Source organism: Bradyrhizobium sp. 41S5, from assembly GCF_011516665.3.
GTDB lineage: Bacteria > Pseudomonadota > Alphaproteobacteria > Rhizobiales > Xanthobacteraceae > Bradyrhizobium > Bradyrhizobium quebecense.
In genome coordinates this window covers 1,560,339-1,586,668 of sequence record NZ_CP083721.1, presented here as the reverse complement: position 1 = coordinate 1,586,668, position 26,330 = coordinate 1,560,339, and the positions used below count along the sequence as shown (strand labels likewise).

Below are 26,330 nucleotides of genomic sequence, written 5' to 3'. Positions count from 1 at the left end.
CGAAAGCGTGTGGCGCTAGAATTGGTCGCGAATCGCTCACTGCACTCGCCACGAGTTGATTTTCTCAAAGCGCAGCGCCTCACTGCAGAAAAAGCGCCCAAAACGCGATAGGCACCCTTGCAGGTCGGTGTGCTGGAGTGGGCTGCGGCAGCGCACCGAAGGAATTAATTGATTGCACCTCTAAATTGTACTAGAATTGCCTAGTTGCAATAGTTTTGCTGACGTGATGTTGCCTTTCCGCGGCAGATCCCGCCGCACGGGTAAGACCGATTTTTGTTCTTTTTTGCCGGGGGAAACCCATGGCCTTCAGTTGGCGTCCGACGAACGCTCCAGTCCAAACGCGTTACGATGACATCTGGTTTATCAGTCCGCAGGTTGGCTGGGGCGTGAATAGCGCGGGTCAAATCGTTCATTCCGAGGATGGCTTCGCGACCTCTACAATCCAGCACACCGCCGACGCCAATACGTGGTTGCGTTGCATGAGCTTCACGAGCCCAACCGATGGCTGGGTCGGCTCGATCACGCGGCGACAGCGCTTGTTCAAGACCGATGATGGCAAGACCTGGACCGATATGACTGCCGGCCTGCCAGCGCTGCCCAGCGCGATCTGCGGGATATCCTCACCGTCCAAGGGCGTCGTCTTTGCCTCCGGCACTCAATATCCGAATCGCGAAGCCGCGGTCATGCACACGAGCGATGGCGGCAAGACCTGGCGTTCGATCTCCATGGCGGCGCATGCCAATCTCTTGATCGACACCTATTTCGTTGACGATCTGCACGGCTGGGTAGTTGGCGGCAAGGGCGGGACCACCTACGACAAGCTGAAGCCGGTGATCATGTTCACCGCCGACGGCGGCAAGAGCTGGGAGGACAGGTTACAAAATTCTGGGATCGACTTCCCCAGTGGCGAATGGGGCTGGAAGATCCAGTTCCTCACGCCACAAATCGGGTTCGTGTCTCTCGAAAACGACACCGCAGCCGCGATCCTGAAGACGACCGATAGCGGCCAAACTTGGAGGCGGATTCCGATTACCGATCCGCAGCGGAACGTCGAACTGGAGGGCATCGGCTTTCTCAGCGAACAGGTCGGCTGGGTCGGCGGCTGGGGTCACGGCTTCATGTCGGGCAGTCCCAACGGCACGACCAGCGGCACGACTGACGGTGGCGCGACTTGGTTTGACGCCAACGGCGTTGGCCGTTTCATCAACCGCTTTCGCTTCACCAAAACGGAGCCGATCGTCGCTTACGCCTCGGGTGGAACAATCTATCAATGCAACGCGGCCGAAGGGCGCGGCTTTGGCGGCTGCCCCCGGACCGCGGAATCGCCAATCCCGAAGGTCTGGGACGCGCTCGATATCGCCGCCCAGGTCCCTGAAAACGCAAAGCAGCTGACCATCACGGTCTTCGATCCCAGGCAGACACTCGTGAAGGTTTTGATCGACGAAACGACGCCGCAGCCCGGTGCGCGAACCTTCGCCTGGAACTTCAAGACCGACGACGGCGTGGATGCCGGCACAGGTCATTTTATTTATCGCATTGTCATCGACGGCCAGGCGACGACGGGCATGGCAGTGCGCCCGGCGCGCGCGGCGCCTAACACTCTCGGAAAGCAGGTCGAGGAGTTGATCAAGCGTTTCGCAGCCCGCGCCAAACGCGCACATGACGACCTCGTGCTTCCCGACGCCTTTGGCAAGCCCGTTTCGCTGAAATCGCTGTTCGACACGCCGCCGGATCTAATGCGCGCCCTGATCCGCGGCGGCTGGATTATTCCAGGCGAGCCCGATCGCAGCATGTTTCTGGTCGCGGTCATCGGAACAGGCCCAATGCAGGGCGTGATGGCGCAGTCCGACGTCCAGCTGCTGTCGGACTGGATCACGGCAGGGGCGATTGTCCCGCAGGCCATGGTTTAGCGGTGGCCCAAGCTGTCTGGAGAGTAAGCGTAGTTGAGATCACGAGAGGAACGTCAGATGAAAACCATCGCCCAGTTCGTCAAGGATCGCATTACGACGCCTGCAGACCTGCAGGACGCGCTGCAGATCGCGATGCAGCTGGAGTTCTCCACCATCCCGCCCTATCTGTGCGCGCAATGGTCGATCGATTCCGACCCGAGCGACGTCGCCGACATGATTGAAGGCATCGTGGTGCAGGAGATGTATCACTTCGCCTTAGCGGGCAACATGCTGGCCGCGATCGGAGGCGTACCGAACATCACCAATGCGGCTTTCATTCCGAGCTACCCTACGAATGTGCTGCCCGGAGGCATTCCTCAGAAACTAGCCGTTGATCTGCAGCCGCTCACGCCCGAGCAAGCACAGGTCTTCATGCAGATCGAATATCCGGAATTTCCACCAGTTGCCCTTGCCGCAGCGCCTGCAACGATAGGCGCGTTCCACGACACGATCGCCGATGGATTCAAGACGGTTAATCCTCCGATCAATCCCAACGCCTTCTCGGTCACTTCCGGCGAAGCAAAGCCGATCAAGACTATTGCCGACGCACTTGCGGCGATTTCGCTGATTAAGGGTGAGGGTGAGGGTACCGCGGGTTCTCCCGACCAGCCGCCGGCCGGCAACAAGACGTTTGCCCATTACTATGTGTTCAAGGAGATCTTTGTCGGGAAGACCTTGGTGCAGGATGCGGCCGGTCATTGGAGCTTCAGCGGCGCTGCAATCCAATTTCCGACGACGTTCAAATTCCAACAATCGACTGCAACACCAAGTCGGTCGTTTGCATTTAATCAAGCCTTGTCGCAACTCTTGATCGGACTTCAGGCGTGCTGGAAGAGCGGCGCGAAACCGAACATCGGCGCCATGTTCAATCTTCGCACGCTTGGCGTAGGCCTCATCACGCAAGGGATTCGTCCCGAGTTCTTATGGGTTCCCCTGGCTTGAATTGGGGAGTCGGATCGATCGGAACTGCACTTAAATCCGCCACATGGAGCAACAAATGCAGTGCTAACCGATGAGCGTCAGCTCAAGAATGCGACCGCAATCTCATATGCTCTCATCAGAGATTTTTCGGCAAAGTATTGACAAGAAGGCGTCATCTGCGTGAACATTCATACGTTGTTTTTTATCAAAATATGATCTTTTGGTTGTCGAATTGCGAGGAGTAAGTCATGTTACTCAATCGTCGGAATTATTTGCTTAGCACCGCATCGACTCGCTTTTCTCGCGCTGCCCCGAATGGCAAAGGCTCAAACCTCCGGCGGAGCCAACGAGCTCCGGGACATCTTCGCAATCCCCAACTATAGGGCTCCATCGCCAAATCTTCAGTTTCTAAAGGGTGCGCAAGAACAGCGCATCGCCGCCCCTCGGGAGCCAGGCGCGTTCCTCAACTATCTCACACGACTTCCGCTTGTGCAGAAGATAACGACGGGTGTCGGCCCAGATCTGTATCATCTGCTCCAATGGAACGCCTTCGCTTTGGATCTAACGGCGCAGGACCACACGACGCTGGCGACATCGAGCGGAGTCGATCCGCTGTACGCTGAGCAGTTCGGACCACATCGATCGAGTCGAGCTCTGGCGATCATCCACTTGGCCGTGTTTGAGGCCGTCAACACGATCTACCGCCGAGCGCAAAGCTACAAGGGCGTACAGGCAAAAATATTCTCGGCAATTGGCCGCGCGCCGAAAGACGTGGACGAGACCAAAGCCTCTGTTCGGTCGGCAATCGCCGTCGCAGCCCACGATACGATGGTCGTGCTTTATCCCAACAAGACGCCGCTCATTGAAGCCCACTATCGTCAGCTTGTTCCAACCATTCCAGATAATCCCGAAATGCAAGGCTTGGGGAGCGCGATCGGCGAGGCCGCGGCGACCCAGATATTGGCGCTCAGAAAATACGATCCTTCGACCAAGCAGTTCGGTGACGGCTCCGAAACTGATGGAAAAGTCCCGTTGAAGAAGGGACCCAACAACTCGCTTGACTTGGAGCCCACTGCCGCAGCGCTATTTCCGAATCCACAGATCGACGATTGGAGAGTGGATCCCATTACTGGAATTCCAAAAGCCATCGGGGGTTACTGGTCGTACGTCGAACCTTTCGTCATTGATCCGAAGCAACTCTTCCTTCCTGGCGATCCGCCGAAATCTGGTACCCCGGAGTTTCAAAAGTCCTATGACGACGTCCGTGCCCTGGGCGGCGATCCAAGTCCTGTCACTCTAGGTGCTCGTCATGCTACTCACACGTCGCGAACTGGAACCAGCGATCACGATCCGTTAGACGAAAAGAACGAGACCTTCAAAGGCAACTATTGGGCCTACGACGGAACGGCACTCCTTTGTGCGCCGCCACGAATGTATAATATGATTGCGACCTCAATCGCGCTCAATGAACATCCGATCAGCGACGTCGCCGAGATGGCCCGCTACCTTGCGCTCGTAAATCTGGTGTTAGCGGACTGCGGTATCGGGTCTTGGACTGCAAAATACGAATATCACTTGGCACGACCGGTCACTTGGATACGTCTCCACGATCCGGACAAGTCGGTCGACGGCACCTTAAACCACAACTGGACGCCGCTCGGGGCCCCCGCGGATAACGCAAGTCCGACGAGCGCGAACTTGACTCCTCCATTCCCAGCCTACCCGTCGGGTCATGCCGTGTTCGGCGGAGGGCTCTTCCAGACGCTTCGCAAATTCCACGGAGATCTCAAATTCAGCTTCGTATCGGACGAGTACAACGGGCTGAACCGTGGACCGACCGGCGAAACACGTCCCCGAGTCGAACGAACCTTCCAAAGCTTGACGGAAGCCGAGAAGGAAAACGGTCGAAGCCGCATTTGGCTCGGTATTCACTGGCAGTTCGACGCCGACAACGGGATCAAGCAGGGCAACGCAATAGCCGACTACGTACTTGCGAACGCGCTGCAGCGGGTTTGAGAGCGAGGGCAAAGACCCGCAGAAAAATGTCTGAATGATCCTGGCGTTCTCGAGAGGCTCACGATGTCGATTTCCGTGATTATAGCCGTTGATCCATCAGCGAAGCTACCACTCGGATCGTATATCGGTGTCGGCGTATTCGGAGTCCGTACGAGTCCAGCCCAGCTTCCGATTGATACACCAGGCTCATTCATGACCTTAACTTTCCCGCTGCCGCCACCGCAGGTGACGCTGCCCGAGCCTGGCAGGTTACCGGTGAATATCGAGGCATCGACACACTCGGTCCGTCCAATCAAGTTGGAGGCGATTGTGCCGTTCGGCGGCGCGCGCCTTACTTTCCACGTTTTACCTGGAGGACCTGAGGACAGCAGATTCTCGATTGAGGGAGATGTATTGCACCCCCGCACCGCGACGCAAACCTGCGCCGTGAGATGCTTGCCGAATGGCGTGCCGAAGGGACCCGGCGAATGCGTGGAATGTGAGAATGATGATGTAATCGTTAGGCTGTGCTGCTGATGAATAACCCATGGCATAGCGTGACCTTAAGAGTGGTCGGCCTCGACGGGCAGCCCGTCCCCTTCGATTTCTTACGGATCAAGACAAGCTCGCAGCACTCCGAAAGGGGGACGGTTCTCTCAGACTTAGGCGAATCTACCTATACGGAACAGAATGCCGGAATATACAAATTCCAATACCAATTGAAGAATCCAAGCGCGTCGGTCTGGGCGGCGATTGAGCGCGGCAAGCGTCAGTCGATGCAACTCATCAGACCGGGCCTTCACGAATATTATTTCCGATTCGAGGAGAGATCCGGCGAGGGCCGACAAGCGCCCTTGGATGAGCCCGTACCGCGAGAGCAGGCTGATGGGATTGCATCCTACAGGTACGACTCGGATACAGGGGTTCCGAGCGCGGATATCGGTATCATCACCATGAAGATCGAGGAATTTCGTGCGGTTCTCAAGAGGTTTGTTTCCGACGATCGTGCGATCGATGGACAAAACCTTCGATACAACTTCCGCAAGTTCGCAGACAACGATGGCAACGAACTGACGGTCGCCATTGTCCGTAGCCGCCAGGGCGACGTCAATGCCCTGTATACTGCAATGGAACTTATCAGGGAGGTGCGCCCGAGGCTGGTCGTGCTCGTGGGAATTGCGGGGGGGCGTCCCGCAGGGGAGTTTACACTCGGGGACGTCGTGGTTGCGAGTAAGATGATTAATCTGACGGTCGATGCCGCCAACCCAGATGGTTCTAGGGGGTATGCGACCAGCGCCTCTGAACTTCACCCGGACGTCGAAAAGGTTGTCCTCAATTTGGAGGGGATGCGGGCCGCTAAGATCGCGCCTCTAAATCGGCCGTTGGTCCGGCGAATATGCATGAGGCCGCACTCCAAACGGCCACCATCGTGGTGCAAATACCGTGCGCGTGGGATCTCTCATTCCCAAGGTCAGGACGCCATTGGGGGTTGTACGCTGAGAGTGAGTACCGCTACAATTGAACCCCTCCACAGAGTTGTACGGATGAAGGGGGACGGATGATGGTGGCTACCAGCAATGCAGTCCAGATCAAGATTTATGCAGATCCGTCCGACCCGAATCCTACCCATATACTTCCTGACGTTCCGTGGTTCGCTGGGATAACAGCCCTACAGGCTATGATTATTGGCGAAGCGATGAACTCCACAAACTTTAGCTTCCGGGTCGAATACCGATCCATTTATGGCGCCCAGCTTGATAGCATCGACGGGGTAACTGATGGTTCGAAGCCAAATTGCTATTGGCTGCTGTGGATCAACGGCAAAGAGTCGTCGGTGGGCGCCAGCGAGGCCATCTTGTTCGAAGACCTTTCAAATCAAACCGCGCTCGTCGAATGGAAGTTTCAGGACGTCACCCTCGCCTCGCCCTCATCTCTTAAACTGAAAACGGCCACGCTCTAACAGCGTCAGAGCGCGCCGATTCTTCTTATTCCCAACTCAGTGCGCCGCCGTTCTGATATTCGATCACGCGGGTCTCGAAGAAATTCTTTTCTTTTTTCAAGTCCATCGCTTCCGACATCCATGGGAACGGATTTTCGGCCTCATCGAACACGCGCGCCAGTCCGAGTTGGGCGCAGCGGCGGTTGGCGATGAAGTGCATGTACTGCTCGCACAGCGCGGCGTTGAGGCCGAGAAAGCCGCGCGGCATGGTGTCTCGTCCGTAGGCAGCTTCCAGCTCGGCAGCGGCCCGCACCATTTCGCGGATTTCGTCCTGGAACGCCTTGGTCCAGAGGTGCGGGTTCTCGATCTTGATCTGGTTGACGACGTCGATGCCGAAGTTGAGGTGGATCGATTCATCGCGCAAGATGTACTGATACTGCTCGGCTATGCCGACCATCTTGTTGCGGCGGCCGAGCGAGAGGATCTGCGCAAAACCCGTGTAGAACCACATGCCTTCGAAGATGACGTAGAACGCGACGAGGTCGCGCAAAAACGCCTGGTCGGCTTCCAGCGTCCCGGTCTTGAAGTCGGGATCGTCGAGATGCTGGGTGTGCTTGATCGCCCACGCCGCCTTGTCGGTGATCGAAGGCACCTCGCGGTACATGTTGAACAGCTCGCCCTCGTCGAGGCCGAGGCTTTCCACGATGTACTGGAAAGTGTGCGTGTGCACCGCCTCCTCGAACGCCTGCCGCAGCAGATACTGCCGGCATTCCGGATTGGTGAGGTGTCGGTAGATCGCCAGCACGATGTTGTTGGCGACCAGGCTTTCAGAGGCCGCGAAGAAGCCAAGGTTGCGCTTGATGGCGCGTCGCTCGTCCTCGGTCAGGCCGTCGCGCGACTTCCATAGCGCGACGTCGGCCTGCATCGAGACTTCGGTTGGCATCCAGTGATTGTTGCAGCCGGCGAGGTACTTCTCCCACGCCCATTTGTACTTCAGCGGCAGAAGCTGATTGACGTCGGCGCGGCAGTTGATCATTCGCTTTTCGTCCACGGAGACCCGGCCGCCGGTGCGGTCGATGGCACCAAGGCCCGTCTGCTCCGGCATTGGCCCCGTGAGCAGAACCGCCGGGGCCGGTTTGCGGGCGGTGGAGGATGCGTTGTCTGACCAGTCAAGCATGGTGGTTTCCTTTTCTCTGCTTACTGGCAGGCTTCGCAGTCGGGGTTATCGATCGAGCACGCCATGACCGTAGTTAGATCCGGCGCGGTGACGGCGGAGGACACGTTGACGGCCGAACCGGCGGACATCATCGAGACCGAGGTCACGGCGTTGAGCTTGCCGTCGGTGCCCTTCAGCGTCGACTTCTCGACATGCGTCGCCGAGCGCGAGCGCAGGTAGTAGGTCGTCTTCAGACCGCGGGTCCACGCCAGCCGATACAGCGCATCGAGCTTCTTGCCCGAGGGGTTGGCGATGTAGAGGTTGAGCGACTGCGCCTGATCGATCCACTTCTGGCGGCGGGATGCCGCTTCGATCAGCCAGGCGCTGTCGATCTCGAACGCGGTCGCATAGAGCGCCTTGAGGTCATCAGGGATGCGGTCGATCGAACCGACGCTGCCGTCGAAATATTTGAGATCGTTGACCATCACCTCGTCCCACAGGCCGCGGGCCTTGAGGTCGCGGACCAAGAACTCGTTCACCACGGTGAAATCGCCCGACATGTTGGATTTGACGTACAGGTTCTGGTAGCCGGGCTCGATCGACTGCGCGACGCCGCAGATGTTGGAGATCGTCGCCGTCGGCGCGATTGCCATAACGTTGGAATTGCGCATACCGATGGTCCGGACGCGGGCGCGCAGGCTGGCCCAGTCACGGGTGCTGGAGCGATCCATATCGAGGCCGCTGCGGGCATCCGCCAAGAGTTCGATCGAGTCGATGGGCAGGATTCCCTGGCTCCACAGCGAGCCCTCGAACGACGGATATTTGCCGCGCTCGGCAGCCAGGTTCACCGAAGCCGAAATCGCGTAGTACGAGATCGCTTCCATGCTGGTGTCGGCGAACGCCACCGCCGCATCGGACGCGATGGCGATCCGCATTGCTTGCAGTGCATCCTGGAAACCCATCAGGCCGAGGCCGACCGGACGGTGACGCAGGTTGGAACGGCGCGCCTCGGGGATGGTGTAGAAGTTGATGTCGATGACATTGTCGAGCATCCGCATCGCCGTCATCGTCGTGTTCTTCAGCCGGATTTCGTCGAGCGACCCATCCTTGATGTGGTTGAGGAGGTTGATCGAACCGAGGTTGCAGACCGCGGTCTCGTCATCAGAGGTGTTGAGCGTGATCTCGGTGCAGAGATTCGACGAGTGGATCACACCCGCATGGCGCTGCGGCGAACGCAGGTTGCAGGGGTCCTTGAACGTGATCCAGGGATGGCCGGTCTCGAACAGCATGGTCAGCATCTTGCGCCAGAGGTCGGTGGCGCGGACCTGCTTGGACACTCGGATCTCGCCCCTCGCCGCCTTGGATTCGTAGAAGGCATAGCGTTCGGCGAACGGCTTGCCGTAGAGGTCGTGCAGGTCGGGCGTCTCGTCCGGCGAAAACAGCGTCCATTCGCCGTCGGCTGCGACCCGCTGCATGAACAGGTCGGGCACCCAGTTGGCGGTGTTCATGTCGTGGGTGCGGCGGCGGTCGTCGCCGGTGTTCTTGCGCAGGTCGAGGAATTCCTCGATGTCGATGTGCCAGGTCTCGAGATAGGCACAGACCGCGCCCTTGCGCTTGCCGCCCTGGTTGACCGCAATCGCGGTGTCGTTGGCCACCTTCAGGAACGGCACCACGCCCTGGCTCTCGCCATTGGTGCCCTTGATGTGGGCGCCGAGGCCGCGCACCCGGGTCCAGTCGTTGCCTAGGCCGCCAGAATACTTCGCCAGCAGCGCGTTGTCCTTGACCGACTTGAAGATGCCGTCGAGGTCGTCGGCCACCGTGGTCAGGAAACACGACGAAAGTTGCGGCCGCAGCGTGCCCGAATTGAACAGCGTCGGCGTCGAGGCCATGAAGTCGAACGAGGACAGCAGATTGTAGAACTCGATGGCTCGCGCCTCGCGGTCTATCTCGCGCACAGCAAGGCCCATCGCGACCCGCATGAAGAACGCCTGCGGCAGCTCGATGCGGTTGCCGCGCTCGTGCAGGAAATAGCGGTCGTACAGCGTCTGGAGGCCGAGGAACTGGAACGCGAGGTCCCGCTCCGGCTTCAGCGCCGCCGCCAACCGCGGCAGGTCGAAGCGCGCGAGATCGCCGTCGAGCAGTTCGGCCTTGATGCCAGTCCTGATATAGGCCGGAAAGTATTCGGCGTAGCGCGTCGCCATGTCGGTCTGCGAGGCGTTGGCCGGGGTACCCTCGACATGGGACAGCACTTCGGTACGCAGCTTGTCGAGCAAAAGCCGCGCGCTGACATAGGCGTAGTTCGGCTCCTGCTCCACCAGCGTCCGGGCGGCCATCACGGAGGCCAGCGCCAGTTCATCCTGGCTGATGCCGTCGTAGAGATTACGGTGGGTTTCGGCGAGAACGGCGGCGGCGTCCACGCCTTCCAAGCCGGCGCAGGCCTCGTTCACGATCAGAGCGAGGCGCGCATTGTCGAGCGGCACCTTGCCGCCGTTGGCGAGCGTCATCTGAAGCTGCGGACCGGCCTGTGGCTTGACGGACTTGACGGCGTCCTGCTCCGCGCGCTGCCGGGTGCGCTCGTCGCGGTAGAGCACATAGGCGCGCGCGACCTTGTGGTGCTCGCTGCGCATCAGCGCCAATTCGACCTGGTCCTGCACGTCCTCGATATGGAAGGTGCGGCCTTCGCTCATCCGGCGCGACAACGCGGCGACGACTTCCGCCGTCAACTGCTCGACCACTTCATGGACGCGGCGCGAGGCCGCCGCCGTGTGGCCCTCGACGGCGAGGAACGCCTTGGTCATCGCGACCGAAATCTTGCTGGCGTCGAAGCGCGACACCGTCCCATTGCGGCGGATCACCTGCATCGGAAGTTGCGCTTCCGGTGCGGCATGTGAATCTGGACGCAACTGAATGACAGGAGTGGCTTTCGCCAGTTCGCGATCGAGAGACAAAGACATCGGCAGGCCCCGTGGAAGAAATGCAGTTGTTATGGGGGCTGGATTTGCGACAGGCGCCAGATCGCATGGCCGGCGAACGCCGGGCATGGCAAACGAGCAACCGCCGGACACCCCGCCCGTGGACGTTCTGATGTCACGGCAGGTCTCCTGGCTCGCAGGTCGTCGCCACGCCCTGTCTTCCCAATGCGCACGGCGCATCAGTGACTTAAATCGGGCGTGACTCACTGCTTACAGTTGCGGGGGCAGCGCCGGAATCTCGCAGCATGTGCGATTCACCGACTTCCCTCTTAGCCACCAAATCTTGCGATCCAATGGAACCATGACATCTATATGTGGTGATATTCGCCGCGAAGTGTCAATGGGCGGTTAATGCCTTTACTCAAAAAATCGCTTCGCAAGACCCTCTCGAGACAAATTGGCCCCGTTATCCACATCGGGGGGCATTTGAACTCCCGTGTCCCTCCGGAACGTGAGGGGAGAAGACATGACGAGACTGCACCGATTCTGTCAGCGACTCAAAGAGACGTTTGCGACCTAAAGCCGACCCAACACTCCCATCAATCAGATCTGCTCAGACGATGCGGTCGTGCCAGCGGCCTTAGCGAGATCAGCCTTACGCCAGCCATCGATTATTTCAGGGTGCTTCAGCAATCGCGCGACCACGTCCGGCGAGTATGTCCATAGCCGAATAGTTTGTCCGCGCTGGATGAAAGCGTTTCCCTTTGCGGGGAGCCGACCATCCTTTGTCCACCGCTGGCGCTCCCGCGGTGTCACTCCGAGAACTTCCTCCAGCATCTTGATCGGGACCTTCTCGTCGCGAAGCTGGCCGAGCCTTGCATCGATTTCCGAGACAAGATTGGTAATCTCGACTATGTCCGCATTCAGGGACCGGGCCGTCACGCAGCCGCCTTGTGTTTGAACCTGATCGGCAACGCATTTCAGCTGTGTTTTGACAAGCCGGATAGATTGCTTGAACCTTTGATGCGAGCCGATGGTTAAGTCAGCTTGCGGCTCGAAACGGAATGTCACAACAGTACCTTCTCGCTTCACTTCCAGAAATCGACTTTTAATTGGTGAGACAATCATCGTGCTGATCCAAACGACATCCCATTGTCAACCCCGGGTATAAGATCGCGGTCTAATCTGGTCCCATCTACGGAATTAGCAAACTCTTGGCTCATTTGATATCAAACCTGTCACTAGCGGACATCGCTTCCTCGCGTAGCGAGACCTCATGACTGCGATCGACCCGGTGAAGCTACTCATCATCGAGCAACTCCAGAATCCCACTACACAATGGAGTGTCGGGACTTTCGGCGGCATTGCAGAATTCTCTCGGGATGTTGATGAGACGGGAAACTTGACGATAGCTGGCGAAGCTGTTCGCGTCTTCACAGCTCGCGGCGGCATTGAAATCAAACTTCGCGGCGGAATTCGTCCGTTCGCTTCGGAAAGCATAACCAAAGATTCCTGGAGCCATCGGGTTTCGCTGTGTCTTCGCGAGGCCGATTGCGTGATGAACCGCCGGACCACTTTGACTGAGCTTGGCACCGATAAGGACGCTCTGCGAGTAGACGACCGACGAGGCGTTCTATTTGATCTCGGCCTCAAGGCGCTTCAGGCTGATCTCTGCATACGGGTCGCCGACCTGAAAGCTGTTGAACGACTGCGCGAGTATACCGGCCGCCCCCTATTTGAGGTCGGAAATCCGGCAATCAGCGTGATATTTTCGATCAACCCGCATCGCGTCTTCATCAGTCGCATCGGCCGGGTCGAAGTGTACCAGCCCATCCCGGCCGAGACCGAAAAGAGCCCAGACGGACCGCACACCCACGTCCTACCAAAGCTTCTGAAGAGCCGCCGCACGCATCCTGCAACTGAACCCGTGCCAGAAGGCTGGATACCATGCGCGCACCTTTATCCCGCGCACCCTGCTAAGGATGCTTTCGGAACGGCAATTCCTTTCGCGATCGCCCATCACGAAGCTTTCCAGAAGCTGCACAGGAAATGGGGATCTCCCGAGGTTCACAATCTGAAGAAGCGCGTCTTGGCCGCCATCGAAGAAGATCTGGGGCCTCAATCGATTGCCACGCCTCGGAGCCGCGAGGGCCGCACAGCAATCCGCGTCTCACTGCGGCAACTCAAATCCCAGGGACATAAGGGATTGTCGTTAGCGAGATGGCTTCAAACACACGATCGTGCGGAGCCACGCGAGGATGATGAACATGGTGAGAGATATCATCAAACCCATTGAGGCGTGCAAGCTCGGGGCGACTCAATACGGACCCAACCACCATCGATGGTTTGTTGTTAGACTCACATGAGCCCATACAGGCAATGGGGTCAAACATTGCGAGCGGCCCTCGCAATCTTCTCTCAAGAGACAAGACGACATCGGCCAGCGACGCACCCGGTATCACGTCCAAATAAAACCGCGGTTCATGACGTCGCATACGGGGCGAAGCGGGAGCGCGTCTCGTCGATCTGAAGCGCGCGGCCGATTGGCGGGAAAGCCCGCTGCGCGCATTCCGGACGTTCGCAAACCTTGCAGCCCATCCCGATCGGCGTCGGCACCGAGGGATCGGTCAAGTCGAGCCCCTGCGAATAGACGACGCTTCCCGCATGACGGATGTCGCATCCCAGAGCGACGGCAAATGTTTTCGCGGGGGCCAGATAACCGCCACGGCCATGCGACACGGTTCGCGCGATCCAGAGATACGTTCGTTCGTCCGGCATTCGCGCGAGCTGCGTGAGTATCCTTCCGGGATTGGCGAATGCCTCGTACACGTTCCAGAGCGGGCACGTTCCGCCCACGCGGGAAAAGTGGAAATCGGTCGCAGACTGACGTTTTGAGATATTGCCGGCGCGATCGACCCGAATGAAGAAAAACGGAACGCCGCGCGCGTTGGGACGCTGCAACGTGCTCAACCGGTGGCAGATCGTCTCAAAGCCGACATCGAATTGTTGCGTCAGAAGTTCAACGTCATAACGCCTTTGCTCCGCCTGTTCGAGGAATAGCGCATAAGGGAGCACCAAGGCGCCGGCGAAATAGTTGGCGAGGCCGATGCGGGCAAGACCCCGCGCTTCCTTGCTGATCAGGCCGGCCTTGTCGACCAGTGCCTGAAGTTCGCGATCGAACGACAACATGGCAATCTGCGTGCCTAACTGGAACGCCTGTTGTCCCGGCCGCAGGCGGCGAGACAGATGAAGCGTCTTCGTCTGGGCGTCGAACCACCTCTGCGTTCCCGCAGCGATATCATCCACGCCGTCGATCACGATACGTACGCCAAAGTCGCTTCCGAGGTAGGAAGCGAGCGCCAATGCCGCTTGCCCCGCCTTGAGGTTGATCTTGAGAGCAATCTGCTCGGCGGCCTCGTCCAGTTCGGCGATGTAGTTGTGATTGGCGTAGAAGAAGTCGCGGACCTCCTCGAATGCCGTCGAGGGCAACATGGCTGCATCCCCTTGGCGGTCTTGTCCAAGGCGCGCCGCCAGTGCAGCAGCCTGCTCGACCCCCTGTCGTGACCTGCGATGCAGCCCGACCAGAACGCGCCCCACGGCCGGCATGTTAAGCGCTATTTCTCGCACCTCGGCGGTGGCTATGGTCTCACCGAGTGATGGATCGGACAGCACTTCCTTGAGGTCGGACATCAACCGCGCCTCGTCGCCTTCGGCAAACATCTGTAGATCGAGACCGAAGGCCGAGTTCAGCGCGAGCAAGACCGGAAGCGTCAACGGCCGCTGATTATTCTCCATCTGGTTCAGATAGCTCAGCGAGATGCCGAGCTTGTCCGCGAGGGCAGCCTGGGTAAGCCGGCGCTCCTCCCGGAGGCGCTTCAGCCGCACACCCATGAAGGTCTTTTTCATCACGGCGCCTTTGCAAACTTTGCAAATTGAGGAGCACACCTACGCAAAACTACGCTTTTTCAGCCATTTTCAAGCGATGGATTTTGCAGATATTGCGAAGTCGCCACCGAATAGCAAGCCCTTTGGATTGTCCCATGCAGGCACATGCTGCGAAGACCAGCCCCTTCGGTGAAACTCGATTTGTCGAAATCGTGTTTCCCGACCTCGCCAATCACTATGGCACGCTGTTCGGCGGCAACGCGCTGAGCCTGATGGGCAAGGCCGCCTTCGTCGCCGCCACCCGTCGTGCGCGCCGGAACGTCGTCATGGCTACATCCGACAAGATTGAATTCCACGAGCCGATCCGGGTCGGCGAATTGATCGAACTGATTGCCCGCGTCGACCGCGTCGGCAGAAGTTCGATGACGGTCGCGGTCGAGATGGTGCGCGAGAACCTGATGAGCGGGCAGCGTCAATCCGTCATTCGAGGAACGTTCGAGATGGTCGCCGTGGACGCCGACGGGCGGCCGGCCGCCATCGAACCGATATGCCACCACACGTCAGAGAAAACCGTTTCGTGAAGCATCACAAGGTCCGTACCTACAAGTCCGCCGAACATCTCGACCGAGCCGATCAACTGGCGTGGAAGATCGCGTCCGTCGCATCCGATCCGGTCCGGATCGAAGAGCCTGTCGTCGACATGATCGGTAACCGCATCATCGACAACGCCGCGGTCGCGGCCGCTTCGATCGCGCGGCACCCGGTCGTCAGCGCCCGCGCTCAGGCGGAGGCGCATCCACGGCATCCCGGCGCGACCATCTTCGGCCTGCCGAGCGACCAGACTTATTCACCGGAATGGGCGGCGTGGGCCAACGGCGTTGCTGTCCGCGAACTGGATTTCCACGACACGTTTTTGGCTGCCGACTACTCGCACCCCGGCGACAATATCCCGCCAGTGCTCGCGGTCGGGCAGCACTGCGGCGCTTCCGGCGAGGACCTGCTGCGCGGATTGGCGGCTGCCTATGAGATCCAAGTCGATCTGGTGAAGGGCATCTGCCTGCACGAGCACAAGATCGACCACATCGCTCATCTGGGCCCGTCGGCAGCCGCCGGCATCGGCGCCCTGCTCGGCCTTTCGACCGAGACGATCTATCAAGCTGTTCAGCAGGCACTGCACGTCACCACCACCACCCGTCAGTCCCGCAAGGGCGAGATTTCGAGCTGGAAAGCCTATGCCCCGGCGTTCGCGGGCAAGATGGCAATCGAGGCGGTCGACCGCGTTATGCGCGGAGAAGGTGCCCCTTCGCCGGCATGGGAAGGCGAAGACGGCTTCATTGCCTGGATGCTCTCCGGCCCGAAGGCTGAGTACACCGTGCCGTTGCCGCAAAAGGGCGAACTCAAGCGCGCCATCCTCGATACCTACACCAAGGAGCATTCGGCGGAGTATCAGAGCCAGGCGCTGATCGATCTGGCGCGGCGGATGGGGCCGAAAATCGGCAATCTCGCCGGGATCGAAAGCATCGTCATCCACACCAGCCATCACACCCATTACGTGATCGGCACCGGCGCCAACGATCCGCAGAAGATGGATCCAAAAGCGAGCCGCGAAACCCTAGACCATTCCATCATGTACATCTTTGCGGTCGCGCTCGAAGACGGTGGCTGGCACCACGAAAAATCCTATGCGCGCGAGCGCGCAGCCCGTCCGTCGACGGTCGAACTCTGGCATAAGATTTCCACCGTCGAGGATCCCGAGTGGACCCGGCGCTATCACAGCCACGATCCCAAGGAAAAGGCGTTCGGCGGGCGCGTCATCGTCAAGCTGAAGGGCGGCTCGACGATCAGCGATGAACTCGCGGTTGCCGACGCGCATCCGCTGGGCGCGCGCCCGTTCAAGCGGCCGGACTACGTCCGCAAGTTCCGCACCCTGGCCGAAGGCGTCATCGCTCCCGCCGAACAGGATCGCTTCATCGCCGCCGTCGAACGGTTGCCGTCGCTACGCGCCGGCGAGCTGTCGGAGCTGACGTTTTCCGTCGACGCCTCACGGGTGGGGGTGCCCGCCAGCTACGGAATCTTCGACTGGAAGCCGGCTACACAGACCGCGGCGCGACGCACGGCAGGATCATAGGGAGGACAACATGACCGATCTGAAACCCGCGCCAAAGAAGTCGGTAGCCCTCTCCGGCGTTATCGCCGGCAACACGGCGCTTTGTAGCGTCGGCCGCAGCGGCAACGACCTGCACTATCGCGGCTACGACATTCTCGATGTCGCCGGCGTCTGCGAATTCGAGGAAATTGCACATCTGCTCGTGCACGGCAGCCTGCCGACCCGCGTCGAACTCGCCAACTACAAGACTAAGCTGAAGGCGCTGCGCGGCCTGCCGCGCGCCGTACTCAACATGCTGGAGCAACTACCGGCGGCGGCGCATCCGATGGATGTCATGCGCTCCGGCGTTTCGGCGCTCGGTTGTGTGCTGCCGGAGAGCCACGACCACAACACGCCCGGCGCCCGCGACATTGCCGACCGCCTGATGGCCTCGCTCGGATCGATGCTGCTCTACTGGCACCACTATGCCCACAACGGCCGCCGGATCGAAGTCGAGACCGACGACGATTCGATCGGCGCCCACTTCCTGCATTTGCTGCACGGCAAGCCGCCCTCGGCTTCGCATGAACGCGCGATGCATACCTCGCTCAATCTCTACGCCGAGCATGAGTTCAACGCCTCGACCTTCACCGCCCGATCGATCGCCGGCACCGGCGCCGATCTGTATTCGGCGGTGACCGGCGCGATTGGTGCGCTGCGCGGACCGAAGCACGGCGGCGCCAACGAAGTCGCCTTCGAGGTCCAGAAGCGATACGCGACACCCGATGAAGCCGAAGCCGACATCCGCCGACGGATCGAGGCCAAGGAAGTCGTGATCGGGTTCGGACATCCCGTCTATACGATCTCAGATCCCCGCAACAAGGTGATCAAGCAGGTAGCCCGCGAGCTCAGCGTCGAAGGCGGCAGCATGCGCATGTTCGAGATTGCCGATCGCATCGAGACCGTGATGGCCGATGCCAAGCGGATGTTCGCCAATCTGGACTGGTTCAGCGCGGTTTCTTACCACGCGATGGGCGTGCCGACCGCGATGTTCACGCCCCTGTTCGTGATTTCGCGCACCTCGGGCTGGGCAGCCCACGTTATCGAGCAGCGGATCGACAACAAGATCATTCGGCCGGCCGCGAACTACGTTGGCCCGGAAAACCGCAGCTATGTTCCGCTGGAGGCCCGCGACCTGCCGCCTTCGTCGGCGCGTGCGGCGTAAGGAGAAACAAGTGTCCTATCTCGTCGCAGCAGAACTCCTGCGTGAAACCGCCGGCTACCGCTTTCGTGCGCTGCTGAAGCGTCCAGGTATCCTTCGCCTGCCCGGCACCCATAACGGCATGTCGGCCATCCAGGCCAAGGACGCAGGATTCGAGGGTCTATACCTCTCCGGCGCCGCAATGACCGCCTCGATGGGACTGCCGGACCTCGGCATCATCACCGTTGACGAAGTCGCGTTTTTCATCCGGCAGATCGCCCGCGCGTCGGGCCTGCCGCTTCTGGTAGATGGCGATACCGGCTACGGCGAGGCGCTCAACGTCATGCACATGGTGCGCGTCTTTGAGGAAGCTGGCGCCGGTGCGGTTCACATCGAGGATCAGCTCCTTCCCAAGAAGTGCGGTCATCTCAACGACAAAAAGCTGGCTAATGCGCACGACATGGCCGCTAAGGTCGCCGCGGCCGCCAAGGCGCGGCGCGATCTCGTCATTCTTGCGCGGACCGATGCAGCCGCCAGCGAAGGCTTGGATGGCGCTGTCGCCCGTGCCAAGCTCTATATGGAGGCCGGTGCGGACGCGATTTTCCCGGAGGCGCTCAACACTGCCGAAATGTTCCGCGCGTTCGCCAAGCGGATGCCCGACGTTCCCCTGCTCGCCAACATGACCGAGTTCGGCAAGACGCCCTTTTTTACCGCGTCCGAATTCGAGGAGATGGGGTATTCGATGGTGATCTGGCCGGTGTCGTCGCTGCGGGTCGCCAACAAGGCGCAAGAGCAGCTTTATGCCGCGATCGCACGCGACGGCGGCACGCACAAGATCGTCGACCAAATGCAGACCCGCGTCGAGCTGTATGCGACGATCGGATTGCACGACTACGAGGCGCTGGACGCTTCGATCGTCCAAACCATCATTCCCGAAGGTATGCCGCAGCGGGCCGTGGGCTCGAAGTAGCCCTTGTTTCCGACGCTGTTCGCTCCGGGACACCAACCTGCACCGGCGCCGCCAAGGCGGCGAACGGATTGAAATCGGAACTCAATTCTACGGATTTAAGGGCATGTCGCCGGTAACGGGTGATTGAGCAATACCAAGGTGTTTCCAATCACAGTCATTGACTGCGGTCGGACTTGACCTTAACTCCTGTGCTGTCGTGGTTCTGCGGGCTCGGTTTGGCCCGGAGCTAAGAGGGAAGCCGGTTGAATGCCGGCGCTGCCCCCGCAACTGTAAGCGGTGAGCCGTTGTCCAACAATGTCACTGAGGCCCGCGAGGGCTTTGGGAAGACCGGACAACAGCACTGACCCGTGAGCCAGGAGACCTGCCTCGACAGGATAACGTACTCGGGCGGGGTGTCTCGGTGGTGCGGTTGCGACCCCGCGCGCCACCTTTCGCCCGGAGTCCAGACGTGTCACGTGGCCCGCGCCCCCAACATCGGGGTAAGCCATGTCTATTTCCTCACTTCCCGTCGCAACACTCGGAACACCGCGTATCGGTCCTCGCCGCGAACTCAAGATGGCGTTGGAAAGCTTCTGGTCCGGCAAGTCCAGCGAGCAGGCACTGCGTGAAACGGCCGTCGGCTTGCGCGCCGCCAATTGGGCCCGCCAGAAGTCCTTCGGCGTCAGCGTCATCCCATCCAACGATTTTTCGTTCTACGACCAGGTACTCGACACCAGCGTGATGGTCGGTGCCATTCCGGAAGTGTACGGCTGGAAAGGCGGCGATGTGTCGCTGGCGACGTATTTTGCCATGGCCCGCGGCGCCCAAGGCTCCGATCACGATGCGAGTTGCGATCATGCGCATCACGCACACGATACGCCGCATGGCGTGCCAGCGCAGGAAATGACGAAATGGTTCGACACCAATTATCACTACATGGTGCCCGAATTCAGCGCCGGCCAGATCTTCAAGCTGTCCTCTTCCAAGGCGGTCGACGAGTACCGGGAAGCCAAGGCGCTGGGTTACAAGACCCGGCCGGTCCTGCTTGGGCCGGTGACCTTCCTGAAGCTTGGGAAAAGCAAGGATGCGGCGCTGAACTCGCTGTCCCTACTGCCCGTTTTGCTGCCGGTTTACGTCAAGGTTTTGCAGCAACTCGCCGCCGAAGGCTGCGAATGGGTCCAGATCGACGAACCATGCCTGGTGCTGGACGCGGACCGCGAAACGCAGGGCGCGCTTCAAATGACGTATGCACTGCTGGCGGAAATGGTGCCGGGCCTGAAGATCATGCTCGCCAGCTATTTCGGCGGACTGGGCGACAACACCAATACCGCCCTCTCGCTGCCTGTTGCCGGGCTTCACATCGATCTCGTTCGCGCGCCGGAACAACTCGACAAGATCGTCAGCGCCGCACCGAGGGGAATGGTCCTCTCGCTCGGTGCGATCGACGGTCGCAACATCTGGCGCTCCAATCTTTCCGCATTGCTCAAGCGGTTGGAACCGGCGGTTGCCAAGCTCGGCCAGGACCGGGTGCAGATCGCGCCCTCCTGCTCGTTGCTACATGTACCGATCGACCTCGAACAGGAGACCAGCCTCGATCCGGATGTGAAGAGCTGGCTTGCCTTCTCGGTGCAGAAGATCGCCGAACTGGCCACCTTGGGCACGGCCCTCGCCGGCGGCCGGGACAAAGTCGCCGACGCGCTGGCGGCATCGGACGCCGCGGCGCGTTCGCGCGAAACGTCGCATAAGATTCACAATGCGGATGTGGCGAAGCGAATGGCAGCGATCGACGATGCCATGCGCCGGCGCCAGAACGTGTTCACGAAGCGAGCTGGATTGCAGCGCGCGCGGTTCGGGCTGCCCGCCTTCCCGACCACGACGATCGGCTCGTTCCCGCAGACAACGGAGGTCCGCAACGCGCGGGCGGCCCATGGCAAGGGCGCGATGAGCGATGCGCAGTATGAGCAGTTCCTCAAGGAAGAAACCGCCCGCGCGGTTCGCTGGCAGGAGGAAATCGGCCTCGACGTGCTGGTGCACGGCGAATTCGAACGCAACGATATGGTGCAGTACTTCGGCGAGCAACTGTCGGGCTTCTCCTTCACCAAGCATGGCTGGGTGCAGTCGTATGGATCACGTTATGTCCGTCCACCAATCCTGTTCGGTGACGTTTTCCGCCCCAAGCCGATGACGGTGGAGTGGTGGCGTTACGCCCAGTCACTGACACAGAAGCCGATGAAGGCCATGCTCACCGGGCCGGTGACCATCCTGAACTGGTCGTTCGTCCGCGACGACGTTCCGCGCAGCGAGGCGTGTCGGCAGATCGCGCTCGCGATCCGGGACGAAGTGACCGATCTTGAAAAGGCCGGCGCCAAGATGATCCAGATCGACGAGGCTGCCCTGCGCGAGGGTTTGCCGCTGCGGAAGTCGGAATGGAAGACCTATCTCGAGTGGGCCGTTGAAAGCTTCCGCATCTGCTCCAGCGGTGTGACCGACGAGACCCAGATCCACACCCACATGTGCTACTCGGAGTTCAATGACATCATTGACGCGATTGGCGCCATGGACGCAGACGTGATCTCGATCGAGACTTCGCGCTCCAAGATGGAACTTTTGGACGCCTTCAAGACCTACAAATATCCGAACGAGATAGGACCCGGCGTCTACGACATCCACTCGCCGCGCGTTCCGGAGGTCAGCGAAATGGCCGAACTGCTCTCGCTCGCGCGCAAGCGGCTGACCGACTCCCAACTCTGGATCAATCCGGATTGCGGACTCAAAACCCGCAAATGGGAAGAGGTGCGCCCTGCCCTCGTCAACATGGTGGCGGCCGCGCGTGAAATGCGGCACGCCTCCTGAGGCACGCCCCCGGAGCGCGCGGGCTTACCGCGCGCTCCATCATTTCATTGAGGTCACCGATGCGCTTCTGGATCGAATGTACGCGGCACGAAACGAACAAACCCGTCCACATCAACATCGCCCTGGTCGGCAGCATGTGGCGTGACGGTGAGCGGACCATCCTCGCCTTTGTCGGCGGCGATGCAGAGCGTGTCGAAATCATCGAGACACCCGAGCAGATCATGAGCATGCATCTAGGACCGACAGGAGCCGCTTGATCTGGCAATGACAGTTGGAAATCTCAGCGTTGAGGCAACCACAGCCCGCTCGCATTCCGACCTCCGAAAGGTCGGATCCAATCCGGATTATTGGTACCCGATCGCGTGGTCGCATGAACTCAAGCCCCGCAAGACTTTCGCGGGGCATTTTGCAGGCGAGCCCATCGTGCTGGTACGCCCGGTCGAAGGCGATGTGTTTGCGCTGGAAGACCGATGTGCACACCGGCAAGTGCCGCTCTCGAAAGGCACCGTAGATGGCTGCACCGTGCGTTGTTGCTATCATGGCTGGCGCTACGACGGCTCGGGCCAATGCGTCGATGTGCCCTATCTCGGCAAAGGCAAGCTGCCAAATGGCGTCAGGTCCTATCCTTGCTTCGAGAGCAATGGCATAATTTTCGTCTGGCCGGGCACCGCGCCGGCGACCGATCCGCTCGCGCAGATCGGGCACGCTGCCGAGCCGGGATACAAGAGCCGCCGGTTCGGCAAGATCGTCCGCTGCCACTACACCTTCATGCACGAGAACCTGATGGATATGAACCATCAGTTTCTGCACCGCCGCACCACGGGCAACGTGACGCCTCGCTATCTCGCAAGTCGCAAAGGCGACGGCTGGATGGAAGTCGACTACAGCTTCGCTCGTCCGGACCAGAAGCCGCCACTCGGTGAGACCGTGATTGTCGGCAGCTTGCGCGGCAGCGCCCGCACGGCACGTGACCTCATGACGGTGCGGACGGATTATCCCCATCAAACGCTCCGCATGTGGACCCGCGACGACAAGCCAGTTTTGAGCGTGTGGCTGGGGTACACGCCCGTCGACGCCGAACAGCGCCGCAATCGGACCTTCATCGTGCTGTCGGTCCGCAAACCCAAGATTCCCGGCATTCTCGATCTGGCGTGGCCGGTTCTCGCCTGGTTCACCGATCGCGTCTTCGCCGAGGATTGCGAGATCGTCGAAATGGAGCAAGCCGCATTCGACGAACAAGGTGCCGATTGGAATCAGGAGGTCTTTCCACCGATACGGGAATTGCGAACACTTCTGCGCGATTGTGGAAACCCGCGTTAGTTTGCCCGCCGGCTTCCTTGCCCGGAAGCTGGTAAGGGCTCGTCCATTGTGTCAATCTTGGTCGTCGTTTCGGACGTCAGTCGGAGGCAAGCCCCATGAATACCCTGTCCCGCCCGTCGCAAGTCGCCCCCATCGAGAACCGGGTCGCCGCGATCGAAGCCGTCTTCGAACAGCGGGGCATGGAGCCCAAGCCTTTCATTGAGACCATGACCCATGCAGCCGAAGAAGAATGGGTGCCGCGAAATGGCGGCCGGGTCGTCGCCAAGGCGTGGACTGATCCTGCCTTCCGTCAGCGGCTGTTTGCCAACGGCAAGGATGCAGTCCCGAACTGGGTCTGAGCATGCCGGCGCATCATCGACATCTGGTAGCGCTTGAGAACACGGACACCGTCCACAACGTCATCGTCTGCACGCTGTGTTCTTGCACGGCCTTCACCATCATTGGTCTGCCGCCTGACTGGTACAAAGATCTCGACTACCGCGCCCGCGCGGTCCGCGAGTCACGCACGGTGTTGCGTGAAATGGGCCTCGATCTGCCGCCCGAAATCGAGATTCGCGTCTGGGATACGACGGCCGATACCCGCTATATGGTCATTCCGGTCCAACCGCCAGAGACGATCGGTTGGCCGGAAGACAAGCTGATCGACATCGTGACCAAGGAATCGATGATTGGCGTCGCGCGGCTGTAACACCCCCTGCGGAATGAGGTGAACGATGGACGGCATTCACGATCTCGGTGGCCGCCAGGGTTTCGGAACGATACGCTACGCGCCCGGCGCGCCGGCATTCCATGCCGCATGGGAAAAACGGGTTAATGCGCTATACGGCATGGCGGTCCGGCGCGGCATCTTCAACATGGACGAATATCGGCACGCGATCGAGCGCATGCCGGCGCGCTATTATCTCTCGGCCAGTTACTATGAACGGTCCCTAACTAGCCTTCTGACTCTTTGCGTCGAGAAAGGTATCGTGAGCCGCGAGGAACTGGAGCATCTGGCTCAAGGGACTGTGCCTCTGTCCGAGCCGAGCGCACCCGGCCGCACCAATCTACCCGACCGCGAGACCTTCCAGCCGGGCGACCGCGTCCGTGTCAAAAACGACTTCTTCGCCGGGCACGTCCGGATGCCTGGCTACATCCGGGGGAAGCCTGGCATCGTGGTGAGAGAATCTCCGCGATACCCGTTCCCCGATGCGCATGCCCACGGCGTGGAGGCTGCCGACGAGCCAACCTACGACGTCGCGTTCCGTACCGAGGACTTATGGCCGAACTCAGCGGATTCGGCGCTGGTCCATGTGGGCGTGTTTCAGAGTTACCTAGAACCTATGACTTAGCTGGCGAAACTATGGACCTGCGAAGGCTTGACTTGCTTGTCATCGGGCCGCCGCAAACTGACGACCTACAACTGCCTAGCGTGGAGTTGCGCAGAGAGCGCCGGGGCCGGCCCAAGGCGGTTCCACGCTCGAACGAAGGCTCATTCGCCAACAGCGCAGGCTGTAATGACGAACCATGTTACGATTAGCGCCTTGCTGCGCGGCTTTCACGCAGCTAAGCGGCGCTCTGTGTCTTGGTCCGCACCTGAAGCACTCTTGAGGAAGCGGGCCAGCGCGGCCTTTCGCGAGTCGCGGTCTAGGGCATTTGCAGTCTGCTTGAATTCAATACCGTCAAGGAGCCCTTGAATGTAGCCCGAGATCGTGTCCGCAGCCATGATGAGTGCGGTGTCCAACGTATGAATGTACTTGCTTGTCACCGAACCCTTGGCGTGGCCAACGAGCGCCGCGATGGTCACCTCGGTAAAGCCGAGATCGTTGGCGATGCTTGCGAAGCTGTGGCGCAGTACGTGGGGAGTGATGTCTGGTAGCGAGGAATCCTCGAAGATGTGCTTCCAATGATTCGGGAAGCTGCCGAACGCGTTGTCCTCACCCTGCCCGGCGAAGACGTATGTGCCGATACGATCGGCAAGTCGTCGCTCGAGATATTCGACAACGGGCAATCCAATCGGACGGATGGACTCGCCCTCCTTACTGTCTTCCAACCGCAGGCAGCTCGCCTCGATGTCCGCCTCCGTCCATTTCAGGCCGATCATTTCGCTGCGTCGGCTGCCGGTCAGGGCAATCTGGCGGATGATGTCCACGATTGTGGAGTATTTCTCCTGCTTGGCGGCGTCGCGGAGCATCCGACCTAATATTCGATACTCTGCCTCGGAGAGCCGGCGCTTTCGCACATTGTCCTTTGGCTTGCGGACACCATGAGCCGGATTGCTTGCAATGATCCCGCCTTCGACTGCATAGGTAAGGATGCCGCCAAGAAGACCGACGGTACGCGTGGCCGTTCCGGCGCCGCCTCGGACGATGGCCTTTCCGCGGAGCTTCTTGGTCTTGACCGAGACCCGAGTCTTTCCAGCCATGATGTCTTTAAGTACCTTGTTGATATCCGTCTTGGTGAGATCCTTGACCCGCCTGGTGCCTAGGAGCGGAATAATGTGCCGCTGAATGCGGCCTGTGTCGGTGGTGATCGTCGATGGCTTCTTCGGTCGTCCGCCTTTCCCTAGAATGAGGCCTGCCTGGAGATCGGCAAAATAGCGGGCACATAGCTCCTTCACGGTAATTGCCTTGTGATCGAGCTGGCGGTCTTCGACGGGATCATCACCCTGAGCGACTCGACCGAGTTGCACCTTTGCCTCTCGGCGTGCAGTCTCTGGCGTCCAAGCTCCGTGAAGCCCAATCGTGTAGCGACGAGAGCGACCTTTCGTTCGATACTGGATCACGTAGCTCCGCTTGCCGGAACTAAAGACTCGGAGTCCGAAGCCCGGCAACTCGTCATCCCAGACTAGGTAGTCCTTCTCTTGGGCTTCTGCCGCCTCAACAATCCTTTTTGTGATTTTAACCATGACGTTCCTTCGTTCCGGGCATAATCTCTCGCGTAAGCAGTGCGTAAGCACGCGGGAGAAAATCGGCGCGTAGCATCGGATAGGAACGTCGCGTGTATTGCTGAGAATATCCAGTCGTTTCAGACGGATAGCGTAGCGTAGCGTGCCCTATCGCATTTTTCGGATGGGCACGTTATCTTGCTCCGAAGGCAAAGGTCACACGTTCGAATCGTGTCAGGTGCGCATCACCGCCATGCACTGCCTCGAATGTCTGGCTGACAATCTAAATCCAAGATCC

General features: G+C 59.9%; 21 protein-coding genes and 2 riboswitches. Of the genes, 16 read left to right on the top strand and 5 right to left on the bottom strand.

The annotated features are described in order from the left end of the window. Positions 1-299: 299 nt before the first annotated feature. The 5 genes from HAP47_RS07370 (at position 300) to HAP47_RS07350 (ending at position 6,825) form a co-directional block, all read left to right on the top strand. Positions 300-1,910 carry a YCF48-related protein gene (locus HAP47_RS07370; protein WP_173638817.1) on the top strand — a complete coding sequence of 537 codons (1,611 nt, stop codon included), beginning with the start codon at positions 300-302 and terminating at the stop codon, positions 1,908-1,910. A gap of 57 nt (positions 1,911-1,967) precedes the next feature. Next, positions 1,968-2,891 carry a ferritin-like domain-containing protein gene (locus tag HAP47_RS07365; RefSeq protein WP_173638818.1) on the top strand — a complete coding sequence of 308 codons (924 nt, stop codon included), beginning with the start codon at positions 1,968-1,970 and terminating at the stop codon, positions 2,889-2,891. A 294-nt stretch (positions 2,892-3,185) separates the two neighbouring features. Continuing rightward, a complete protein-coding gene (locus HAP47_RS07360) occupies positions 3,186-4,886 on the top strand; it encodes a vanadium-dependent haloperoxidase (protein ID WP_173638819.1) in 1,701 nt (566 codons plus the stop codon). A 548-nt stretch (positions 4,887-5,434) separates the two neighbouring features. Then, a complete protein-coding gene (locus HAP47_RS07355) occupies positions 5,435-6,427 on the top strand; it encodes a phosphorylase family protein (RefSeq protein WP_173638820.1) in 993 nt (330 codons plus the stop codon). Next, positions 6,424-6,825, top strand: a complete 402-nt coding sequence (locus tag HAP47_RS07350; protein ID WP_173638821.1) for a hypothetical protein — start codon at positions 6,424-6,426, stop codon at positions 6,823-6,825. Before HAP47_RS07355 ends, HAP47_RS07350 begins: the two co-directional genes overlap by 4 nt. Before the next feature lie 25 nt (positions 6,826-6,850). Here the strand turns inward: HAP47_RS07350 and HAP47_RS07345 are convergent, their stop codons facing one another. The 3 genes from HAP47_RS07345 to HAP47_RS07335 form a co-directional block, all read right to left on the bottom strand. Next, complete coding sequence (locus HAP47_RS07345) at positions 6,851-7,981, bottom strand: ribonucleotide-diphosphate reductase subunit beta (protein WP_173638822.1); 1,131 nt, start codon at positions 7,979-7,981, stop codon at positions 6,851-6,853. Between the two features lie 20 nt (positions 7,982-8,001). Next, positions 8,002-10,914 carry a ribonucleoside-diphosphate reductase subunit alpha gene (locus HAP47_RS07340; protein ID WP_173638823.1) on the bottom strand — a complete coding sequence of 971 codons (2,913 nt, stop codon included), beginning with the start codon at positions 10,912-10,914 and terminating at the stop codon, positions 8,002-8,004. A 120-nt stretch (positions 10,915-11,034) separates the two neighbouring features. Further along, positions 11,035-11,251, bottom strand: a riboswitch (cobalamin riboswitch). A 224-nt stretch (positions 11,252-11,475) separates the two neighbouring features. Next, positions 11,476-12,000 (bottom strand): hypothetical protein, encoded by a 525-nt coding sequence (locus HAP47_RS07335; RefSeq protein WP_173638824.1) that lies wholly within the window; start codon positions 11,998-12,000, stop codon positions 11,476-11,478. A gap of 148 nt (positions 12,001-12,148) precedes the next feature. Between HAP47_RS07335 and HAP47_RS07330 the strand changes: the two genes are divergently transcribed. Next, positions 12,149-13,168 carry a DUF6925 family protein gene (locus tag HAP47_RS07330; protein WP_173638825.1) on the top strand — a complete coding sequence of 340 codons (1,020 nt, stop codon included), beginning with the start codon at positions 12,149-12,151 and terminating at the stop codon, positions 13,166-13,168. 185 nt (positions 13,169-13,353) lie between these two features. On the opposite strand, the gene HAP47_RS07325 is transcribed toward HAP47_RS07330, so the two are convergent. Next, entirely contained in the window at positions 13,354-14,778 is a 1,425-nt protein-coding gene (locus HAP47_RS07325) for a short-chain fatty acyl-CoA regulator family protein (protein ID WP_173638826.1), read from the bottom strand. A 134-nt stretch (positions 14,779-14,912) separates the two neighbouring features. Here HAP47_RS07325 and HAP47_RS07320 point away from each other — a divergent pair, with 134 nt between their 5' ends. The 10 genes from HAP47_RS07320 (at position 14,913) to nthB (ending at position 24,497) form a co-directional block, all read left to right on the top strand. Beyond that, complete coding sequence (locus tag HAP47_RS07320) at positions 14,913-15,338, top strand: acyl-CoA thioesterase (protein ID WP_173640611.1); 426 nt, start codon at positions 14,913-14,915, stop codon at positions 15,336-15,338. Continuing rightward, entirely contained in the window at positions 15,335-16,885 is a 1,551-nt protein-coding gene (locus HAP47_RS07315) for an MmgE/PrpD family protein (RefSeq protein ID WP_173638827.1), read from the top strand. The genes HAP47_RS07320 and HAP47_RS07315 overlap by 4 nt, the downstream gene beginning before the upstream one ends. 10 nt (positions 16,886-16,895) lie before the next feature. Continuing rightward, complete coding sequence (gene prpC, locus HAP47_RS07310) at positions 16,896-18,068, top strand: bifunctional 2-methylcitrate synthase/citrate synthase (RefSeq protein ID WP_173638828.1); 1,173 nt, start codon at positions 16,896-16,898, stop codon at positions 18,066-18,068. Positions 18,069-18,078: 10 nt separating this feature from the next. Beyond that, positions 18,079-19,014 carry a methylisocitrate lyase gene (gene prpB, locus HAP47_RS07305; protein WP_173638829.1) on the top strand — a complete coding sequence of 312 codons (936 nt, stop codon included), beginning with the start codon at positions 18,079-18,081 and terminating at the stop codon, positions 19,012-19,014. 180 nt (positions 19,015-19,194) lie between these two features. After that, positions 19,195-19,397: riboswitch (cobalamin riboswitch) on the top strand. 103 nt (positions 19,398-19,500) lie between these two features. Continuing rightward, positions 19,501-21,846 (top strand): 5-methyltetrahydropteroyltriglutamate--homocysteine S-methyltransferase, encoded by a 2,346-nt coding sequence (gene metE / locus HAP47_RS07300; RefSeq protein WP_173638830.1) that lies wholly within the window; start codon positions 19,501-19,503, stop codon positions 21,844-21,846. A gap of 59 nt (positions 21,847-21,905) precedes the next feature. Continuing rightward, the gene (locus HAP47_RS07295; RefSeq protein WP_173638831.1) at positions 21,906-22,103 is read left to right on the top strand and encodes a hypothetical protein; all 198 of its coding nucleotides are present in this window, start codon (positions 21,906-21,908) and stop codon (positions 22,101-22,103) included. A gap of 7 nt (positions 22,104-22,110) precedes the next feature. Beyond that, positions 22,111-23,166: an aromatic ring-hydroxylating oxygenase subunit alpha gene (locus HAP47_RS07290; protein WP_173638832.1), complete on the top strand. Its 1,056-nt coding sequence runs from the start codon at positions 22,111-22,113 to the stop codon at positions 23,164-23,166. A gap of 95 nt (positions 23,167-23,261) precedes the next feature. Further along, positions 23,262-23,504 carry a nitrile hydratase subunit alpha gene (locus tag HAP47_RS41530; protein WP_210285253.1) on the top strand — a complete coding sequence of 81 codons (243 nt, stop codon included), beginning with the start codon at positions 23,262-23,264 and terminating at the stop codon, positions 23,502-23,504. 2 nt (positions 23,505-23,506) lie between these two features. Then, a complete protein-coding gene (locus HAP47_RS07285) occupies positions 23,507-23,854 on the top strand; it encodes a nitrile hydratase subunit alpha (RefSeq protein ID WP_210285254.1) in 348 nt (115 codons plus the stop codon). Positions 23,855-23,879: 25 nt separating this feature from the next. Then, entirely contained in the window at positions 23,880-24,497 is a 618-nt protein-coding gene (gene nthB / locus HAP47_RS07280; protein WP_173638833.1) for a nitrile hydratase subunit beta, read from the top strand. A 206-nt stretch (positions 24,498-24,703) separates the two neighbouring features. Here the strand turns inward: nthB and HAP47_RS07275 are convergent, their stop codons facing one another. Next, entirely contained in the window at positions 24,704-26,053 is a 1,350-nt protein-coding gene (locus HAP47_RS07275; RefSeq protein WP_173638834.1) for a tyrosine-type recombinase/integrase, read from the bottom strand. Positions 26,054-26,330 lie beyond the last annotated feature (277 nt).

Bases quoted from the DNA above. Each gene is read 5' to 3' on its own strand.
- HAP47_RS07290 (WP_173638832.1), top strand. From the start codon at position 22,111: ATGACAGTTGGAAATCTCAGCGTTGAGGCAACCACAGCCCGCTCGCAT.
- nthB (WP_173638833.1), top strand. From the start codon at position 23,880: ATGGACGGCATTCACGATCTCGGTGGCCGCCAGGGTTTCGGAACGATA.
- HAP47_RS41530 (WP_210285253.1), top strand. From the start codon at position 23,262: ATGAATACCCTGTCCCGCCCGTCGCAAGTCGCCCCCATCGAGAACCGG.
- HAP47_RS07285 (WP_210285254.1), top strand. From the start codon at position 23,507: ATGCCGGCGCATCATCGACATCTGGTAGCGCTTGAGAACACGGACACC.
- HAP47_RS07320 (WP_173640611.1), top strand. From the start codon at position 14,913: ATGCAGGCACATGCTGCGAAGACCAGCCCCTTCGGTGAAACTCGATTT.
- HAP47_RS07370 (WP_173638817.1), top strand. From the start codon at position 300: ATGGCCTTCAGTTGGCGTCCGACGAACGCTCCAGTCCAAACGCGTTAC.
- HAP47_RS07345 (WP_173638822.1), bottom strand. From the start codon at position 7,981: ATGCTTGACTGGTCAGACAACGCATCCTCCACCGCCCGCAAACCGGCC.
- HAP47_RS07325 (WP_173638826.1), bottom strand. From the start codon at position 14,778: ATGAAAAAGACCTTCATGGGTGTGCGGCTGAAGCGCCTCCGGGAGGAG.
- HAP47_RS07340 (WP_173638823.1), bottom strand. From the start codon at position 10,914: ATGTCTTTGTCTCTCGATCGCGAACTGGCGAAAGCCACTCCTGTCATT.
- HAP47_RS07350 (WP_173638821.1), top strand. From the start codon at position 6,424: ATGATGGTGGCTACCAGCAATGCAGTCCAGATCAAGATTTATGCAGAT.
- HAP47_RS07335 (WP_173638824.1), bottom strand. From the start codon at position 12,000: ATGATTGTCTCACCAATTAAAAGTCGATTTCTGGAAGTGAAGCGAGAA.
- prpC (WP_173638828.1), top strand. From the start codon at position 16,896: ATGACCGATCTGAAACCCGCGCCAAAGAAGTCGGTAGCCCTCTCCGGC.
- HAP47_RS07360 (WP_173638819.1), top strand. From the start codon at position 3,186: ATGGCAAAGGCTCAAACCTCCGGCGGAGCCAACGAGCTCCGGGACATC.
- HAP47_RS07365 (WP_173638818.1), top strand. From the start codon at position 1,968: ATGAAAACCATCGCCCAGTTCGTCAAGGATCGCATTACGACGCCTGCA.
- HAP47_RS07275 (WP_173638834.1), bottom strand. From the start codon at position 26,053: ATGGTTAAAATCACAAAAAGGATTGTTGAGGCGGCAGAAGCCCAAGAG.
- HAP47_RS07295 (WP_173638831.1), top strand. From the start codon at position 21,906: ATGCGCTTCTGGATCGAATGTACGCGGCACGAAACGAACAAACCCGTC.
- metE (WP_173638830.1), top strand. From the start codon at position 19,501: ATGTCTATTTCCTCACTTCCCGTCGCAACACTCGGAACACCGCGTATC.
- HAP47_RS07330 (WP_173638825.1), top strand. From the start codon at position 12,149: ATGACTGCGATCGACCCGGTGAAGCTACTCATCATCGAGCAACTCCAG.